We start from the raw sequence: 17,105 nt of genomic DNA on the forward strand, positions 1-17,105 counted from the left end.
CTACTCCCCTGCGCCCCGTCAGTGGTTCTCGGTCGGCCGCAGGTCGCGCGGGATCAGCGTCCAGGTGGTCGCCGCGGCGGCGACCGCCAGGACGCCGGCCATCAGGAACGCCGGGGTGATCGCGAGGGTGTAGGCCTGCGAGGCGGCGTCGAGCAGGGTCCGGCCGAGGCCGCCGCCGAGCAGTTCGGCGGTGTGGGCGGCCTCGCCCACGGAGTCCCGTACGGCGGCGAGCGTCGGGGCGTCCAGGTCCAGCGCCGGGAGGTTGCCCCGGTAGAGCGCTGCGGCGGTGGAGCCGAGGATGGCGACACCCATGGCCGAGCCGAGTTCGTAGCAGGTCTCCTCGATGGCGGCGGCGCTGGAGACCTCGTCGGCCGGGGCCGCGGAGATCAGGGTCACCGAGGCGACGGTGGTGGCGATGCCCGCACCCAGGCCCATGATGGTCAGCGCCACGGCGAAGGCGGGGTAGCCCAGGCCGGTGAACTGCTGGAGGGTCCAGGGCAGGGCCATGCCCGCGGCGAGGACGACCAGACCGCTGCCGAGCACGTGCCGGATCGCGAAGCGCTGCATGAGGCTCGGGGCGACCATCGAGGCGCAGATCAGCGCGAGCGGGGCGGGCAGCAGGCGCAGGCCCGCCTCCAGCGGGGTGTAGCCCTGGCCGTACTGGAACCACTGGGTGACCAGGAACAGGATCGCGCCCATGCCCACCATGGGCAGGAAGATCGCGGTGGCGGCCACGCTGAAGGCGGGCTTGGTGAAGAGCCGGACCTGGAGCAGCGGGTTGTCGACGCGCAGCTGGCGGCGGACGAACAGGGTCAGCGCCACGGCGGAGAGGGCCAGCAGGGCCCACGGCAGCGGGTCGGCGACACCGCTCTTGCCGAGCTGCTTGATGCCGCCGGCGAGGGCGAGCATGCCGACGATCGACTGGCCGACGCCGGTCCAGTCCCACTTTCCGGCGGAGCGCGGGGAGCGGGATTCGGGGAGGTATCGCAGACCGGCCGCGACGATCACCGCGGCGACGGGCAGGTTGAGGAGGAAGGCGGAGTGCCAGCCGTAGTCCTGGACGAGCAGGCCGCCGACGACGGGGCCGAACGCCATGCCGCCGCCGAAGACGGCGGCCCAGACGGCGAGGGCGAAGGCGCGTTCCTTGGCGTCGGTGAAGACGCTGCGCAGGATCGACAGGGTGGAGGGCATGATCGCGGCGCCGCCGACGCCGAGGAGGGCGCGGGCCGCGATGACGTGCCAGGCCTCGGTGGAGAAGACGGCGATGAGCGAGGCGAGGGCGAAGATGCCGAAGCCCGCCATGAGGAGCCGCTTGCGGCCCCAGCGGTCACCGAGGGCGCCGGCGGTGACGAGCAGCCCGGAGAGGGCGAGTGCGTAGATGTCGATGATCCACAGCTGCTGTACGGCGCCCGGCTGGAGGTCGCCGACGAGCGAGGGGAAGGCCACGTTGAGGATCGTGGTGTCCATCGAGATGAGCAGGAGACTGCCGGAGAGGATCGCGAGCACGATCCAGCGGCGCGGGTCCTGCGTGGGGGTGTGCATGGGGGTTCCGTTCACGGTTGTTTCACGGTCGTACGCGGGAGGGGTTCGGCGGTGCGGTCAGGGCGCCGGGGACGGCCGGGTTCCGCTGAGGAAGGAGGCGAGGACGAGCCGGCCGATGTCGCGTCGGGCGAGGTGCCCGTCGCGGACGCCCTCGGCGGCGGCGTCGAGCAGTCCCCAGAGCGAGTACCAGATCCAGTACGCGGGCAGGTCGACGCGGAGCCGGCCGAGGCGCTGGCCGAGGGCGAGGAAGGCGAGGGCCCGCTGGTCCTGGCGCTGGATCCCGGCCCGGAACTCGGGGTCGGCGAGCACGGTGGCATCGCGCGAGGTGAACCCGTACAGGTGCGCGGCGGGCAGCAGCCCGGTGACGAGCCGCTCCAGCGCGGCGTCGAACTCCGCCCCGTCGGCGGTGCCGGGCAGGTCGGCGGGGGCGAGGCACCCGTCGACCACGTCGATGGCCCGCACGGCGACGGCTTTGAGGAGTGCCTCGCGGGTGGCGTAGCGGCGGCTGAGCGTGGCTCGGCTGGTGCCGATGCCTGCGGCGATGTGCGCCATGGAGGCACTGTGATCACCGGCGAGCACGCGCGCGGCGCCGTCCAGCAGCTCTTCTTCGTTCATCATGCGATCCTCCTTCGTATCAAACGATACAAATTTGTCTCACGTGATGCAAATCTGTTCCGCGACGCGGACATGGGCGGGCCCGCCCGTACGCTGTTCGGGTGATGACGGACGAGAACGAGGGGGCCGAGCAGGCCCGCGCTGCGGCGGTCGCGGCGGCGAAGTACGAGAAGTGGAAGGAGAACGGCGTTCTGCTGCGCGCGTTCTTCTACATCGCCGGCACGCACCTGTTCGCCGGCTTCGTCTGGCTGCTGTTCGTGCTGGGCGAGCACGCCGAGAAGTAGGCGCCCCGCCGCCGTTCGGGCCGGGGCGCTCGAGCCGGTCGGCGGTCGGCGGCCGTGTGCGCCGCTAGTCCTGTTCTTCCGTGCCCGTGCGGGCCCGGGCGCCCGAGCGGGTGCGGCCCGTCGTCTGGGCGCGTTCCGGGTGGCGGCGTACGTACTCGCGTTCCAGTTCGTCCATCCGCCGGGTGTGCGTGACCAGCGCGTCGTCCGAACCGTGCAGCAGGGTCTCGTGGCGCGTGCGGTGGATGGCTTCGAGCTCCTTCATCAGGCGGCCCTCTTCGAGTCCGCCCGCCGACGGCCCGGCCTCGCGCGCCTCGTGCTCCGCCATGGCAGGTCACCTCTCCCTCGGCCGGGCCGGGCGCCTCGCCCGGCCGCGCTCACTCCATCATCCCGGAAGGGCGGGGATAGACACTGTCTACGGGGTGGTGGTAGACAGTGTCTATGGATCAACGGGAGCAGCAGGAGTCACAGGACGGCGGGCTGCGCGAACGGCTGATCGACGTCGGTGTGGAGCTCGTGACGGGCGAGGGGACCGCCGCGCTCGGGCTGCGCGAGATCGCCCGCCGTGCCGGGGTGTCCCACGGGGCGCCGCGGCGCTACTTCCCCACGCATCACGCGCTGCTGTCCGCGATCGCCCGGCGCGGGTTCGGGGAACTCGGCTCCCGCATCCCCGCCGCACTGGCGGGCCCGGGTGCGGACGACCCGCGCGGGCAGGTGCGGGCGCTGGGGCGGGCGTACGTCGGCTACGCGCTGGAGCACCCCGGCATGTTCGAGCTGATGTTCCGCCACGACCTGCTGGACAGCTCCGGGGAGGGCCGGACGGACGGGCAGGTCGGGCCGCCGGAGGACCGGCTCCGCGATTCCACGCTGCCGATGTTCGAGCTGCTCGTCTCCCTGGTCGCCCGGTGCCGGACGGGCGACGAGCCCCGGATCACCGCCGCGGCACTGTGGGCCAATCTGCACGGCGTGGCCCAGCTGTGGTCCCGGGGCAGTCTGCCGCTCGCCCTCGACGGCGCCCCGGAGAGCTCCCTCGACCGGGTCGTCGACGCCGCCGTCGACGCACACCTGCGCCCGTGAGGCCCCGGCTCGCGCTCGGCGTCAGCGCGGCCGGCGCGATGCTCGTCGCCCTCGACGGGACCGTGCTGCTGATGGCGCAGCCCAGCCTGCGGCGGGACCTCGGCGCAAGTCTGGCCGAGGTGCAGTGGACCAGCGGCGCGTACCTGCTGAGCGTGGCCGCCTTCCTGGTCCTCGCCGGCCGGCTGGGCGACCGGTACGGGCACACCCGGCTGCTGTTCACCGGCGTACTCGGCTTCGCGGCCGCCTCGGCGGGCATCGCCGTCGCTCCCGGGGCCGGCTGGGTGATCGCCCTGCGTGCGGCCCAGGGGCTGTTCGGGGCGCTGCTCCAGCCGGCGACGCTCGCCCTGCTGCGGCTCGCGTACCCGCCCGGGCGGATCGGCGGGCCGATCGCGGTGCGGACCGCGGCGATCGGGCTGGCCGCGGCGGCCGGGCCGCTCCTCGGGGGCGTACTGGTCGAACGCTTCGGCTGGCGCGCGGTGTTCGTGGCGAACGTCCCCGCCGCCCTGGCGATCGCGGCGGCGGCCCTTTTCGTACGGGTCCCCGCGCCCCCGCCCACGGAGTCCGGCGGCCGGATCCGGCCCGGCGGCGCCGCCCTCCTCGCGACGGCCCTCGCGGCGCTGGTCCACGCGCTGGCCGGCGTACCCGAACACGGCTGGTCGGGGCCCCGGACCCTGGCCGGGTTCGCCGCGTCGGCCGCGCTCGCGGCCCTGCTCGTACGGTCGGAGCGCCGCTCCGCCCAGCCCCTGGTGCCGCGTCCGGTGGCCCGCTCCGTCCCGGTGACGGCGTCCGTCGCATTGCTGGCCGTGGTCTCCGCCGCCCTGTTCGGGGCGCTGTTCGGGGCCAGCTTCGCGCTCCAGGACGCGGCGGGGCTGGATCCGCTCGCCACCGGGCTGCGCGTGCTGCCGATGACGGCCGCCATGGTCGTCGGCGCACCGGTGGCGGGGTCCCTGCTGCGCCGGTTCGGCGCCCGCGGGACGGCGATGGCCGGGACCGGGCTGGTGGCGCTCGGGATCACGGGACTGGGTCCGGGCTGGGGCTTCGGAGTGCTCGGCGCGGGCTTCGCCGCGGTGATGGTGACGGCCACCGGCACGGTGGTCGGGGACGCCCCGGCCGGGCACGCGGGGGTGGTGGGCGGGCTCAAGCAGACCGCGATGAACGTGGGGCCCGCCCTCGGCATCGCCGTGGCCGCGGGGACCGGGGCGTCGACCGCGCTGCTGGCCGCGCTGGCCGCCGTAGGACTACTGCCCGCCTCACGACTGCCCGCGTCACGGCCGGCCTCGTCGGGACCCGCCACGCCACCGCAGCCCGCGTCACGGCCCGCCCGGGCCGGCCGCGCGGGTCACGCAGCTGCGGGCCACCTCGTCGGCGAAGGCGCGGGCGAGCGGGGCGAGGGCGGACCAGCGCCGGACGGCCCAGCCGACGGCGAGCGGCGGCAGGGCGGGGACCGGAACCAGGCGCAGCGGCCCGTCTGATCCGGGGACCTGCCAGCCGGGCAGCGCGGGCACGACGGCGTGGCCGAGGCCCAGTTCGGCGAGGAGGAGGGCGGTGTCCCAGTCGGCGGCGCTGGTGTCGGAGCTGATCCGGATGCCCGCTTCGGCGAGGGCGGCGTCGAGGTGGGCGCGGGAGGTGGAGTTCTCCGGCAGCCGGATGTGGCGGACGGAGCCGAGGTCGGCCGGTTCCAGGCGGGGGCGGGAGGCGAGCGGGTCGTCGGCGCCGACCGCGAGGACCCAGGGCAGCCGCATGACGGGGCGCTGCTCGATGCCCCGCACGGGGGCGCCGATGGTGATCCACGCGAGGTCGAGGTCTTCGGCGGCGAGGGCTTCGAAGCAGCTGCGGCTGGAGTTCTCGGTCTGGAACTCCAGGCTGACCCGGGGGTGGCTGCGCCGGAAGGCGACGATCGCTTCGGCCATGAAGTGGCGCACGGTGGTGGCCCCGGTGGTGACGCGGACCGAGCCGCCGTCGTCCCGTACGAGGGCGTCGAGCCGGCGCAGGGCTCCGTCGAGCCCGGCGATCCCGTCGGCGGCGGCCGCCTGGAGGATCAGCCCCGCCCCGGTCGGTGAGACTCCGCGCGGGTGCCGCTCCAGGAGCGCGGCGCCGGTCTCCTTCTCCAGGCGGCGGATGTGCTGGCTGACGGCCGACTGGGTGCGGCCGAGGTCGCGGGCGACGGCACTGAGGCTGCCGGCCCGGCAGACGGCGACGAAGACGCGCAGATCATCGAGGGTCACAACCCCCAAGGTATCCCTTGGGGGTTGCCAGAAATCCGGAGGATTGACTTGGATGTCCGGCTGTCCGACGATCAGTTCACGGCCCAGGGCGGCAACCCGGTCCCGCCATCGCGAGGGCGGGACCGGGTGTCGACCCGCCGGCCTCAGGCCTCGGCCGTACGGGCGAGCTTGGCCATGACCTCGTCGCGCAGGAGCTCGTACTCCGTGCGCAGGCGGCGCCATTCGCTCTCGGGAGGACGGGGCATGACGACGCCCTCGGTGATCTTCTCCTCCGGGCCGAACTGCTCGCGGGTGAGGTCGATTTCTATGCCCATCCCCAGACGGTTCCACCAGTGGTAGTCCACGCGCTCGCCGTCGACGAGGACCTCGCCGCGGACCAGCTCGCCGCCCAGCAGATCGTTGAGGACCATGGCGGTCACCCCGCACTGGTCGCGGGCCGGGTTCTCCCGGGTCCAGCGATCGCGGTACTCGGGCGTGCACGTCTGCTCGCTCCAACTGCTGCGGACGGCACGGTCGATGTCGGTCAGAAGGAATGGTGTCATGCCGACATCCTCGCAACCGGCACCGACAGAGATCCATACCCCACCCGATCGTCCGGTCGGTTCCGTCGCGTTCCTGCCAGTCCCGCCGCCGATCGGTCGCGTTTCGGTCAGTCGTGCACGGGTCGATCGTGCACGGGTCGGTCATGCACGGGTCGGTCATGCACGGCTCACTCGTGCGCCGGGTGGGTCCAAAGTCCCTCCCCTGCGAGCAGCGGGAGGACGCCCTCCCCGAACCAGTACGCCTCTTCGAGGTGCGGGACCCCCGAGAGCACGAACTCGTCGATGCCGAGCCGGTGGTACTCGATGATCCGGTCGGCCACGTCCCGGTGGCTCCCCACCAGGGCCGTACCCGCTCCGCCGCGGACCAGGCCGATGCCGGCCCACAGGTTGGGCGTGATCTCCAGGTCGTCGGAGCGCCCTCCGTGCAGCGCCCGCATCCGGTGCTGGCCTTCCGATTCGCTGGCGCGCAGGCCCGCCTGGACCGATCGGATCGCCTCGGGGCCGAACCCTTCGAGCAGCCGCCGGGCCTCGGCCCACGCCTGCCCGGCGGTGTCCCGGGTGATCACATGGAGCCGGATGCCGAACCGCAGTCGCCGCCCGGCCCGTGCGGCGCGCGCCCGTACGCGAGCCAGCTTCTCCGCCACCTGCGCCGGTGGTTCCCCGAACGTCAGGTAGACATCGCTGTGGAGTGCGGCGACCTCGATCCCCTCCGGCGACGATCCGCCGAAGTAGACGGAGGGCACCGGGTCGGGCAGCCGGCCGAGCCGGGCGCCTTCCACGCGCAGATGAGCTCCGCCGAAGTCGACCGACTCGCCGCCCCACAGCCGCCGCACGATCTCCAGGAATTCTCCGGTTCTGCCGTACCGGGCGCCCTTCTCCAGGAAGTCGCCGTAGGCGCGCTGTTCCCCGCTCTCCCCACCGGTGACGACGTGGAGGAGGAGCCGGCCCTCCGAGTGCCGCTGGAAGGTGGCGGCCATCTGGGCGGTGAGGGTCGGGGAGACGAAGCCGGGCCGCAGGGCGACCATGAACCTGAGGCGTTCCGTTTCGCGCGCGAGCATGGCGGTGGTCACCCAGGCGTCCTCGCACCAGGCACCGGTCGGGGTGAGCGCACCGTCGAAGCCCAGCTGTTCGGCCGCCCCCGCGATCTGCGCGAGGTAGCGGACGGTGGCGGGCCGCTGTTCCTCCTTGCCGCCGGCGGCGACGTCGTGGCCGCCGCCCACCACGTTCCGGCCGTCGCCGTACGTGGGCAGGAACCAATGGAAGGACAGCGTCACCGTTCGCCTGACCCGATCCGCCGGTTCGGGCCGGAGTCGTGGGCCGCCAGGAGGTCCAGGACGCTGTCGGCACCGGCGATGTGCCGGACCAGCCGTTCCAGGCCGAGCCCGAAGCCCGCCGTCTGTATCCCGGACCGCTTCTTCCATTCCGCGTACACGCGGTTCGGCTCACCGCCGAGCAACCGGGACTGCTCGGAGATCTCGTCCGCGTCCTTCGGCCGGAGCCCTCCCGTGGCGAGTTCACCGTGGCCTGCGGGCAGCATCAGATCGTAGGTCTCCTGGAGCCCGTCCTCGCCCTGCTGGTAGAGCGAATCGCGCACGCCGAGCGGATAGCGGTGGATCCAGAACGGTGAAGTGAATTTCTCGGTGAGGATCCGCTCCTCTTCATGGGTCAGGTCGGTGTTCTGCGGCTCCCGCGGCCCTCTCCCGGCAAGGGTGAGCGCCTCGGCGAAGGTAATGCGCGGGTAAGGTCCGCTCCGCAGGCCGGCCAGGCGTTCCGCGGCCCCGCGGTCCTCGTCCGGGAGGATCGGCTCCAGATGGCGGGCGAGCCCGCCGAGGATATCCTCGGTGACCGTGAACACCTCGTTCGCGTCCGCGGCCCGCCACTCGACCACCACCTGAAAGAACGTGTACAGGTGCCTGCCCGACGTGTCCTCGCCTTCCATGAGAAGACGCAGACAAGGGGTGACGCAGTAGATCCGGTCCGCGTGCTCGAGAGCCATCTGCTTTTCCACCGAATGGCTCACGGGAAGCTGATAGACCCATGCGCCCTCCACCGAAACGCGGTCGCCCTCGTCCTTCACGTACGGGCGCGCCCGGTCCCCCAGGACCGCGACGGAGTGCCGTGCGCCCGGCTCGTCCTGCGAGGACAGCAGCGCGGGAAGAATTTCCAGGAATTCTTGATCGAGAAGACTTCTACGCAATGCCTGAAGGATCCGGCCGGTCCATTGGTACGACTGCGCGGGCGAGAAATCCACTATCACTCCGGTGACGTTGTATCGATGACCGACCTTGCGAGCGTTCTGGGGATTCCTCTCGGTTCTGCGCATCGCCGGCAAGTGACAAACGCCAACCCGCCACTATGGCCTGATCCTTCTGCACCCCCTTCGGCCTGCACTCCCTTGGGCGCCGGGAAGTGAACCACGGCCCGATCAGTGCAATCCGTCATGACGAGGCTCCCACCGTCCGGCGCGGGGCATTAAATGGAGAATTCAATTCCGTAGCCCGATCCGGACAGTTTTCATCGGCACATCTTTTACCCGTTGCCCGCCGAAAGCCTCCGCGATAGCGTGAAGCATTTCCATGACGATGCTCGCGTCGAAGCAAGGATGTGCTCATGGCCGAAGTGCGTACGGGTGGCCTCGGATTCTTCGATCTGGCCGGCAAGGTGGCTGTCGTCACCGGTGGCAGCAGCGGCATAGGGGCCGCGTGCGCCCGGCGTCTCGCCGAGGCCGGAGCCCGCGTGGTCGTCGGCTACGACTCCGGCGAAGGCCGCGCGAAGGATCTCGTCGCCGCCCTTCCCGGTGACGGACACATCACGACCCGCATACCGCTCGACGACTCCGCCGCCGTGCGCCGGGCCGCCGAACTCGTCGCCGACCGCCACGGCGTGGTGGACGTACTGGTCAACTCCGCCGGCACCACCCGGCAGGTCGCCCATGCCGACCTCGAAGGGCTGACGGACGCGGAGTTCGACCGGATCCTGACCGTGAACGTACGGGGCACCTTCTCCGTGATCCGCGCGTTCGCCCCGCTCCTGCGGTCCTCCGGAGACGCGGTCATCGCCAACATCTCCTCGATATCCGCCTCCACGGGGCTGGGCAGCAGCATCGCCTACTGCGCCGCCAAGGCGGGCCTGGACGTCATGACCACGTCCCTGGCGCGGGTGCTCGGCCCACAGGTGCGCGTCTTCAACCTCTCGCCGGCAGCGGTCGACACCGGCTTCGTCCCCGGCCGCGATCCGGCCGCGGTCCGTACCCAGGCGGCGTCGGCGCCGCTTCGGATCGCCGCGGCCCCGGACGACGTGGCCTGCTCGTTGATCGGCGCCGTCACGTCCCTGCGTCTAGCCACCGGCACCGTCGTGGTCATCGACGGAGGTGTCCGCCTGTAGGCGCCGGGCCGCCCGCGAGGAGTTCACCGAGGACGTGACGGGCGATGGCCGCCATGACGGGGTTCGTCTCCTTGTAGTAGTTCAGTTCCATGAGGGCGATCGACAGGGCCCAGCCGCGGGCGCGCGTCCACATCGCGTCGTCCGCGTCCAGCGCGGCCCGGAAGGCGGGCCGGGCGGCGGCCGGAAGGACGTACCAGGCCGCGATCAGGTCGACGGCGGGTTCTCCGAGACCGGCGCAGCCGAAGTCGATGACGGCGGCGAGCCTTCCGTCCGCGAGGAGCAGGTTCCCCGGCTGCAGGTCGGCGTGGATCCACACCGGCGGCCCGGACCAGGGCTCGGTCCGCAGGGCCTCCTCCCACAGGACGGTCGCCGCCGCGGTGTCCACGTCCGCGTCGGCGCTCGCTCCCAGTTCCGCGATCGCGGTGCGGGTGTCGGCGTCCCGGGCCGCCAGGGTCTCGCTGCGGTAGGAGGCCGGGGCGCCCGCCGGATCGGCCCGGTGCAGCGCGGAGACGAACTCCGCCAGGTCCTTGGCCAGGAGGTCCGGCTCCGCGATCCGGCCGGGCACGGGGTTCTCGCCGGGGACCCAGCCGAAGACGGACCAGGACCAGGGGTAGCCCTCGGCGGGCCGCCCCATGCCGATGGGGACGGGGATGGGGGCCGGCAGGCCCGGGGCGAGCCGCGGCAGCCAGACGTGCTCCATGCCCACGTCGCCGGCCGCGCCCGGCGTACGGGGAAGGCGTACGACCAGGTCCGCGCCCAGCCGGTACATGGCGTTGGACGTGCCGGCGGAGTCGACGCCCTCGACGGACAGCCCAGCCCACTGCGGGAACTGACCTGCGATCAGCCTGCGCACGAGGTCGGTGTCGATGTCGGGTTCGTCGGCGTGCATCTTTCCCGCGGGCATGAGCACCTTCCTGAAGGTTGGAGGATCGCGGCCCCACGGTAGCCGCCGGGCCGTCAGACCCGGGAGCCCGGCCCGGCTGGATGCCGGGCCGGGCTCGGGGTGGGGGGTGTCGGAGGGTCCTCGCCGGGCGGGGATCACGGGGAAGCCGGGAACCCCGCGGGTCTCCGGGTCAGGGTGTGAACGTCCAGCGCTGGGCCGCGGTCGTGGCGCACGCGACCCGGGTGAGCCGGGTGCCGTTGGCCGTGGCGGAGCCGGCCGGGGTCAGGCATTGGCCGGAGTTGCGCAGGCTGCCGTCCGGGCCGGTCTGCCAGGTCTGGCCGGAGCTGCCGTTGCAGGTCTGGATCGCAACGGCGGTGGCGGTGGCGGCGTCCAGGCAGACTCCGCCGAGGCCGGTCAGCCGGCCGTCGCCCTGCAGGGTCCAGCGCTGGTTGGGGCCGCCGTGGCAGCTGTAGAGGGTGGGCTGGGTGCCGGGGGTGGTGGCGCTGCCCGGGAGGTCCAGGCAACTGGACGAGGCCCCGTTGACCAGGGTGGCGGCCGCGGGCAGCGGGGTCGGGCGGCCGGTGAGGGTGATCTCGGCCGCGCTGGTCCAGGGGCCCCGGCCGCCCGCCTCGGTCAGTGCCTTCAGCCGGAGGTAGCGGCCCGCCTTCGCGGACAGGGGGACCGACTTGAGGGCCGCCGTGTCGGCGAAGGTGCCGGTGGCCACCGGTGATCCCCAGTCGGTGGTGGTGTCCGAGACGTAGACCTCGTAGCCGCCGATCCGGCCGTTGACCCCGCCGTCCTGGCGGGGCAGGTAGCCGAGGCCGTCGGCCGTGTAGCGGGCGCCGAGGTCGATCTGGATCTCGTGCGGGAGCGGGGCGGGGGTGCCGCCGGACCAGGCGGTGTGCCAGATGGTCCCGGTGTTCCCGTCGAAGGCGTTGCGGGCGGCGCCGTTCTCGCTCGCGGTCTCCTGGCTGTCGGCGGAGACCAGGGTCCAGGCGGCCTGGGGGACGGGGCTGGAGGTGACCGGGATGGGGTCGGCAGCCGGGACGGAGGTGCCGGTGGCCGAGACGCTGAAGGCGGCCGACTTCGCGCCCGTCTTGGTCCACAGGATTCCGCCGCGGTCGGCGGCGTCGAAGAACCAGCCCGTCGCCGCCGCGTCGTAGGCGGCCTTGCTGGTCAGCCGGGTGAGGGCGGCGCCGTCCACGGTGAGCGCGGTGGGGGCGGTGGCCACGTGGAGGCTGAACTCGTAGCCGCGCGAGGCCGGTTTGCCGGTGTAGCTGCCGCTCGGGGCGGCGACGGACACGGTGACCGTGCCGGAGCCCGAGACGGGGGCGGTGACGTCGACCTGCTGGCGGGCGAAGGCTCCCGTCTGGTGGGCGCGGGTGATCCCGTCGTCCTCGTACAGGCTGAAGGACGTGTTGCCGCGCGGGTGGATGTCGTAGGTGAGGGTGGAGACGGGCTTCTCCCCCGTGTAGTTCATCTGCGGCCACATCGGGACGATGGCGCCGCCCTTGACGAACAGGGGCAGGGTGTCGAGCGGGGCCTGGTAGCCGTTGAGCCAGCCCGGTCCGGCGTAGGTCTTGCCCGTCCAGTAGTCCGTCCACGTGCCGGCCGGGAGGTAGATGCCGTCGCGTACGGAGGTGTCGGAGACGACGGGCGCGACGAGGAAGGAGTCTCCGGCCATGAACTGGCCGCTGGTCAGGTTCCCGCGCGCCACCGGGTCCTCGGGGTACTCCAGGACCATCGCGCGGGTGCTCGGGACGCCGGTCTCGTGCGCGGTCCGGCTCATCGTGTACAGGTACGGCATCAGCCGCATCTTCAGCTGGAGGTACTTGCGGTTGATCGAGAGGTAGGGCTCCGCGAACCGCCAGGGCTGCTTGTCCTGGTAGCCGGCGGACGGGCCGGTCGCGCCCCAGCCGGACATGGTCATGAAGGCCGGGGTGAAGGCCTTCCACTGGAGGTCGCGGGCGTACGTCTTGGGGCTGCCGGCGAAGATCCCGTCCACGTCGCCGGTGGCGTAGTTGAAACCGGAGAGGCCGGCGCCGGTGATGGCGGGGACGTGCCAGCGCATGTCGTCCCAGGTGCCGTTGGTGTCACCGGTCCAGACGACGGCGTTGCGCTGGGTGCCGGCCCAGCCGTCGACGGTCCAGACGTACCGGCGGGCGTCGGAGTTCTTCTCGATGCCGTCGACGGCCTGCTGCACGCCGGAGAACGCCGACTTGTAACCGCCGCCGATCCAGGCGACGTCGGTCTTCACGCCCCGCGAACCGGCGACCCCCACCTCGTCGTTGATGTTGCCGAGGCCCGTCGAGGTCCACAGTCCGGTCTGGAAGCCCTTGGCCTTCAGCGCGTCGACCGTGGACTTCAGGGGCGCGGTGTAGCCGCAGCCGTAGCCGTCGTTGGGCAGGAACCAGCCCGAGGGCATGTCCGCGGCGCGGGCGTCGGTGGCGTAGCCGACGACGTCCGGGGTGGTCTGGTGACGGAGCCGGTCGTGGTCGCCCTGGTAGGCCGGGTTGGAGGCGTTGAAGCAGTCGGCGTTGCCGAGTTCGAAGCCCCACGCCGGAGCCATGAAGGGCTTTCCACTGACGTCGGTGTAGGCGTCCAGGACGGTCTTGAGGGAGTCGCCGGTGAAGTACCAGGCGTCGAAGCGCTTCTCGTCGTGGGTGAGGGTGGTGGGCGCGTTGAAACCGTACGAGCCCGGGGCCCAGGTGTTGCGCATCACGCCGTAGTTGTTGGTGGACACGTAGAAGGGCGCGGGGCTGGCGTTGTTGTTCTCGCGCCACTTGTTGTCGACCGCGATCGGGACGGTCTTGCCGCGCAGTGCCCATTCGCCCAGGCGCAGGCCCGTTCCGTAGAACTGCTCGTCCGTTCCGCGCGCGAGGTACTGGGTGGTCTGGCTGCTGGTCCAGGAGGTGGGCTGCGTCTCCTGCCAGACGAGGGTGGAGTTGTCGGCCCGGTAGACGGAGAACTGGAGCGGGGTCTTGTTGACCCGGATGGTGAGGGAACCGGTGGTGATCTTGTAGTACGTGCCCGCGTCGGTCCAGGCGGCGCTCACGGGGCCGAAGTCGGTGGTGGGGGCGAGATCGGTGCCGGCCGGGTCGTTGGTGAAGGCGCCGTCGGGGGAGAGCCAGAGCCGGAAGATGTCGGCGCGGGCGACGACCACCCGGACCTTGGCCCCACCGGCGGTTGCGATCGTGAAGGTGTTCCCGGACTGGGTGAGGCCGGTGGCGTTGCCGGCCGTGGCGGGGGCGGGCGCCGAGGCGGCCGCCGAAGCCGCGGAGGAGAGGGGGCCGGCGGAGGCCAGACCGGTCACGGCGAGGGCCGCGGCGAGCAGTGCGGCCGCCGGGGCGCGCCGCCGCCGTGGGCTTCTGCGGATGCGGATGAGTCTCATGGGGCGGCTCCTCGTGCGGTCCGGCTGCGGACACACCTTTTGGCATGCACCGGGCAACATAGCGGTCCGGAGGCCCTATTTGAAGGAAGATGATTGGAATGGCTGGTCAACGAGCATCTTTGAGCACATAGAGGGATGTCGCTCCCTCACTCGTATGGCCCACCCGCCCTGCGCGCACCGCCTCCCGCCCCGACCCTGGAGCGAACTGCGCACTTTTCTGGAGGGCCCGGCACCCATGGAACAGGCTCAACAGCCCGCACCGCTCCGTCAGCTCCTCCTCGCACCCGCGACCCTGAGACTGCTCGCGCTCTCGGCACTCGTCGGCATCCCCGTCTCCCTGTTCGCCTTCGGCTTCGTCAGCCTGGAACACGAGCTCCAGCACTGGGTGTGGCACACCGCACCCGACCTGCTCGGCTACGACCGCGCCCCGTGGTGGTGGGGCCTGCCCACGCTCGCCCTCGCCGGACTGCTGGCCGCGCCGATCATCACGCGGATGGCCGGCGGCGGCGGACACGTCCCCGCCCACGGCTTCGGCGGCCCGGCGACCATGCCCCGCGAGACGCCGAGCGTGATCCTGGCCGCGCTGGCCTGCCTGCCCCTCGGCGTGATGCTCGGACCCGAGGCACCCCTGATGGCGATGGGCAGCGGCCTCGCCCTGCTCACCCTCCGCGCCGCCAAGCGCACCGCCCAGCCCGAGCTGGCCACCGTGCTCGGCATGGCCGGATCCACCGCCGCCATCAGCACGATCTTCGGCAGCCCGCTGATCCCGGTCGTGATGATCCTGGAGGGAGCCGCCCTCGTCGCCGGGGGCGCCCGGCTGTTCGTCCTGATCCTGCCCGCCCTGGTCTCGAGCGGGGTCGGAGCCCTGGTCTTCACCGGCTTCGGGCACTGGACCGGCCTCGGCATCGGCGCGCTCACCCTCCCCAAGGAACCCGCCGCCGGCCTGCCCGACGCGGGCGACTTCCTGTGGGGCATCCCCATGGCCGCCCTGATCGGCGTCCTCATCGCCCTGGGCAAGTCCGCGGGCCTGCGCGTCCACGCCTGGACGGGCACCTCCGCGCAGCGGATCGTCCTGTGCGCGGTGGCCGTCGGCGTCTGCGTCACCGGCTACGCACTGATCACCGGACGCTCCCCCGAGGAAGTGGCCCTGTCCGGCCAGAACACCGTCGGCCAGCTGGCCGCCGACCCCTCCTCCTGGGCGGTGGGCGCGCTGGTGGCCCTCTCCGTCTTCAAACTGATCGGCTGGAGCATCGCCCTGGGCAGCCTCCGCGGTGGCCCCATCTTCCCGTCGATCATGATCGGGGCGTCGATCGGCATCGCCTTCGGCAGTCTTCCCGGCTTCGGCATGGCCCCCGCCCTGGCGGCCGGCATCTGTGCGGCCGGGGTGGCCGGCACCCGGCTCCCGGTGACCGGCGTGGTCCTGGCCGCCGCCCTGCTGGGCAAGGAGGCGTCCACCCTGATGCCCCTGCTGGTGATCTCCGCCGTGACGGCCCTCCTGGCCTCGACCCTGATCGACCGCCAGCGCCCCGCCGACCCGGCCCACCTCCAGCCCGCCCCCGCCGACGCCTAGGCCGTCTCTTTCGGATCTTGCCGGGCCCGCGGCCTCTGGCATGGATGACCGACCCTTTGCCCTTTTCATAACCTTTGGTGGCGAACCGTTCCTTTCGTCGATCGCTCTCACTCCCCGGCAGCCATACCGGCGGCCTCCGTAACAGGGCTCAGGAGTCACGCACGATGAAGCACGGCAAACGCCGGGAGGCGCAGCACGGACACGCCCGGGTCCAGGGGCACGCCCCCGACCGGCCTCCTCGGTGGCGGCGATGGGTCGGAGTGGCCGTCCCGCTGACAGTCGTGGTCGGGATGACCATCGGGTTCGTGACCCACCTCTACCGGTCCGACGACAGCGGCGACGTCGGCGACACCGTGCACCTCGACGAGCCCCGCACCACGGCCCAAGGGAACGCCGGTGAGGCATCGAGCGACCCGCTGACCCTGATGCCCACCGGGCCGGCGCCCGAGCTGAAGGTGTCCGGCACCATCCCGGAGGACGGCAGCAAGGTGATGGTGACCACCCTCGCCGGGAAGAAGTCGCACTTCACCGGCAAGGTCTGGCTCTGGGTGCCGCCGCAGTACCACGACCCGAAGTACGCGCACAGCGGCTTCCCCGTGATGATCGCGCTGCCCGGCGGGCCCGGCTTCAACGAGAACTACTGGAGCGGGAGCAACCTCAAGCTGGAGGCCGACATCTCCAAGTGGTCCAAGGAGGGCGCCAGCCTCCCCTTCATCCTCGCGATGCCGGTGCTGAACCCGGCCTCCGACAAGGACGGGCTGTACTGGGACGGCAGCGACATCCCCGGCCAGCCGAAGATGGGCACCTGGCTCACCGAGGACGTCCCCGACCTGGTCCGCGCGACGTTCCGTACGATCAAGTCCCGCGACGGCTGGGCCTTCATGGGCAGCTCCTCCGGCGGGTTCGCCGGGCTCAAGGCGGTGCTGAAGGATCCCGACCGGTTCCGCGCCGTGATCGCCGGCGGGCCCGACATCGTGCCCGACTCCCGGCTGTGGAACGGCCACCCCGAGGAGAAGGCGGAGAACAGCCCGCCCGAGCTCGCACAGAAGCTGATCGACCGGGGCGGACCCGAGGTGGACCTCGCCTTCCAGGTCGGCACCAAGGGCAGCGACGTCCAGAACCGGCCCCCCATCGAGAAGTTCATCAAGGACTACGGCAAGGGGCCCGTGAAGACGATGTTCCACGTCGACGAGGGCGGCGGCCACGACGCCTACACCTACGCTCCCGGCATGTACGACGGCGGGCTCATCCAGTGGATCAGCAAGCTCATGCGAGGGCCCGTCCCCAGCCCGTGACGGGCGGCGGGCTCACGGCCAGGACAGGCGCCGCCGGTGAGCCGTACCGGTGCCCGCAGGGCTCGAAGACCAGAACCACCGGCTGCCCCGGACGCTGTCGCCAGGAGATGCGTTCCGGGGCGTCCTCGCACACCGGGCAGCACGGCAGCGGACCCGGCTGATCCGACCGGCCCGTCGGGCCCGTCGAGCCGATCGGGCTCGACGGGCCGGGCCGCTTAGGCTCCGCCCGGTACTCGGGGGCGGCCGCGAGCTGCGTGGAGTGCGGATCGCTCATGGAGACTCCCTGGTCGTGCGGCTGGA

15 protein-coding genes and 1 pseudogene are annotated in these 17,105 nt (G+C 72.2%); 6 read left to right on the forward strand and 10 right to left on the reverse strand.

The genetic code is table 11. From position 1 onward, the window contains the following. Positions 1-18 precede the first annotated feature (18 nt). Both ACE1OC_RS02295 and ACE1OC_RS02300 read right to left on the reverse strand, forming a co-directional pair. Positions 19-1,542: an MFS transporter gene (locus tag ACE1OC_RS02295; RefSeq protein WP_407835538.1), complete on the reverse strand. Its 1,524-nt coding sequence runs from the start codon at positions 1,540-1,542 to the stop codon at positions 19-21. Between the two features lie 57 nt (positions 1,543-1,599). After that, on the reverse strand, positions 1,600-2,160 hold the full coding sequence (locus ACE1OC_RS02300; RefSeq protein WP_407835539.1) for a TetR/AcrR family transcriptional regulator: 561 nt from the start codon (positions 2,158-2,160) through the stop codon (positions 1,600-1,602). 101 nt (positions 2,161-2,261) lie between these two features. Between ACE1OC_RS02300 and ACE1OC_RS02305 the strand changes: the two genes are divergently transcribed. Beyond that, complete coding sequence (locus ACE1OC_RS02305) at positions 2,262-2,441, forward strand: DUF6126 family protein (protein WP_407841463.1); 180 nt, start codon at positions 2,262-2,264, stop codon at positions 2,439-2,441. Between the two features lie 64 nt (positions 2,442-2,505). Here the strand turns inward: ACE1OC_RS02305 and ACE1OC_RS02310 are convergent, their stop codons facing one another. Further along, on the reverse strand, positions 2,506-2,766 hold the full coding sequence (locus tag ACE1OC_RS02310; RefSeq protein WP_407835540.1) for a DUF6158 family protein: 261 nt from the start codon (positions 2,764-2,766) through the stop codon (positions 2,506-2,508). A 113-nt stretch (positions 2,767-2,879) separates the two neighbouring features. On the opposite strand from ACE1OC_RS02310, the gene ACE1OC_RS02315 reads away from it, so the two are divergent. Together ACE1OC_RS02315 and ACE1OC_RS02320 are read left to right on the forward strand one after the other, a co-directional pair. Then, positions 2,880-3,515, forward strand: coding sequence for a TetR/AcrR family transcriptional regulator (locus ACE1OC_RS02315; RefSeq protein WP_407835541.1), 636 nt, complete (start codon positions 2,880-2,882; stop codon positions 3,513-3,515). 71 nt (positions 3,516-3,586) lie between these two features. After that, positions 3,587-4,630 (forward strand): annotated as a pseudogene (locus ACE1OC_RS02320) (MFS transporter); the annotation flags it as partial. Positions 4,631-4,825: 195 nt separating this feature from the next. Here the strand turns inward: ACE1OC_RS02320 and ACE1OC_RS02325 are convergent. The 4 genes from ACE1OC_RS02325 to ACE1OC_RS02340 all read right to left on the reverse strand — a co-directional run bounded on the left by ACE1OC_RS02325 (position 4,826) and on the right by ACE1OC_RS02340 (position 8,605). After that, positions 4,826-5,740, reverse strand: coding sequence for a LysR family transcriptional regulator (locus ACE1OC_RS02325; protein ID WP_407835542.1), 915 nt, complete (start codon positions 5,738-5,740; stop codon positions 4,826-4,828). A gap of 143 nt (positions 5,741-5,883) precedes the next feature. Beyond that, positions 5,884-6,282: a YunG family protein gene (locus ACE1OC_RS02330; RefSeq protein WP_407835543.1), complete on the reverse strand. Its 399-nt coding sequence runs from the start codon at positions 6,280-6,282 to the stop codon at positions 5,884-5,886. A 167-nt stretch (positions 6,283-6,449) separates the two neighbouring features. Then, a complete protein-coding gene (locus ACE1OC_RS02335) occupies positions 6,450-7,556 on the reverse strand; it encodes an LLM class flavin-dependent oxidoreductase (RefSeq protein ID WP_407835544.1) in 1,107 nt (368 codons plus the stop codon). Then, the gene (locus ACE1OC_RS02340) at positions 7,553-8,605 is read right to left on the reverse strand and encodes an amino acid--tRNA ligase-related protein (protein WP_407835545.1); all 1,053 of its coding nucleotides are present in this window, start codon (positions 8,603-8,605) and stop codon (positions 7,553-7,555) included. Before ACE1OC_RS02340 ends, ACE1OC_RS02335 begins: the two co-directional genes overlap by 4 nt. 287 nt (positions 8,606-8,892) lie before the next feature. On the opposite strand from ACE1OC_RS02340, the gene ACE1OC_RS02345 reads away from it, so the two are divergent. After that, positions 8,893-9,666: an SDR family NAD(P)-dependent oxidoreductase gene (locus ACE1OC_RS02345; protein WP_407835546.1), complete on the forward strand. Its 774-nt coding sequence runs from the start codon at positions 8,893-8,895 to the stop codon at positions 9,664-9,666. Here the strand turns inward: ACE1OC_RS02345 and ACE1OC_RS02350 are convergent. Then, positions 9,641-10,570: an aminoglycoside phosphotransferase family protein gene (locus ACE1OC_RS02350; protein WP_407835547.1), complete on the reverse strand. Its 930-nt coding sequence runs from the start codon at positions 10,568-10,570 to the stop codon at positions 9,641-9,643. The genes ACE1OC_RS02345 and ACE1OC_RS02350 overlap by 26 nt on opposite strands. Before the next feature lie 169 nt (positions 10,571-10,739). Next, positions 10,740-13,940: a TIM-barrel domain-containing protein gene (locus tag ACE1OC_RS02355; protein WP_407835548.1), complete on the reverse strand. Its 3,201-nt coding sequence runs from the start codon at positions 13,938-13,940 to the stop codon at positions 10,740-10,742. Between the two features lie 235 nt (positions 13,941-14,175). On the opposite strand from ACE1OC_RS02355, the gene ACE1OC_RS02360 reads away from it, so the two are divergent. Continuing rightward, positions 14,176-15,510, forward strand: coding sequence for a chloride channel protein (locus ACE1OC_RS02360; RefSeq protein ID WP_407835549.1), 1,335 nt, complete (start codon positions 14,176-14,178; stop codon positions 15,508-15,510). A 164-nt stretch (positions 15,511-15,674) separates the two neighbouring features. Then, entirely contained in the window at positions 15,675-16,805 is a 1,131-nt protein-coding gene (locus ACE1OC_RS02365) for an alpha/beta hydrolase (protein WP_407835550.1), read from the forward strand. Here the strand turns inward: ACE1OC_RS02365 and ACE1OC_RS02370 are convergent. After that, the gene (locus ACE1OC_RS02370; protein WP_407835551.1) at positions 16,777-17,079 is read right to left on the reverse strand and encodes a hypothetical protein; all 303 of its coding nucleotides are present in this window, start codon (positions 17,077-17,079) and stop codon (positions 16,777-16,779) included. The two genes, ACE1OC_RS02365 and ACE1OC_RS02370, sit on opposite strands and share 29 nt — an antisense overlap. Positions 17,080-17,105 lie beyond the last annotated feature (26 nt).

The sequence above is a fragment of the Streptomyces stoeckheimensis genome (assembly GCF_045822005.1).
In the GTDB taxonomy this organism is placed as follows: Bacteria; Actinomycetota; Actinomycetes; order Streptomycetales; family Streptomycetaceae; genus Streptomyces; species Streptomyces stoeckheimensis.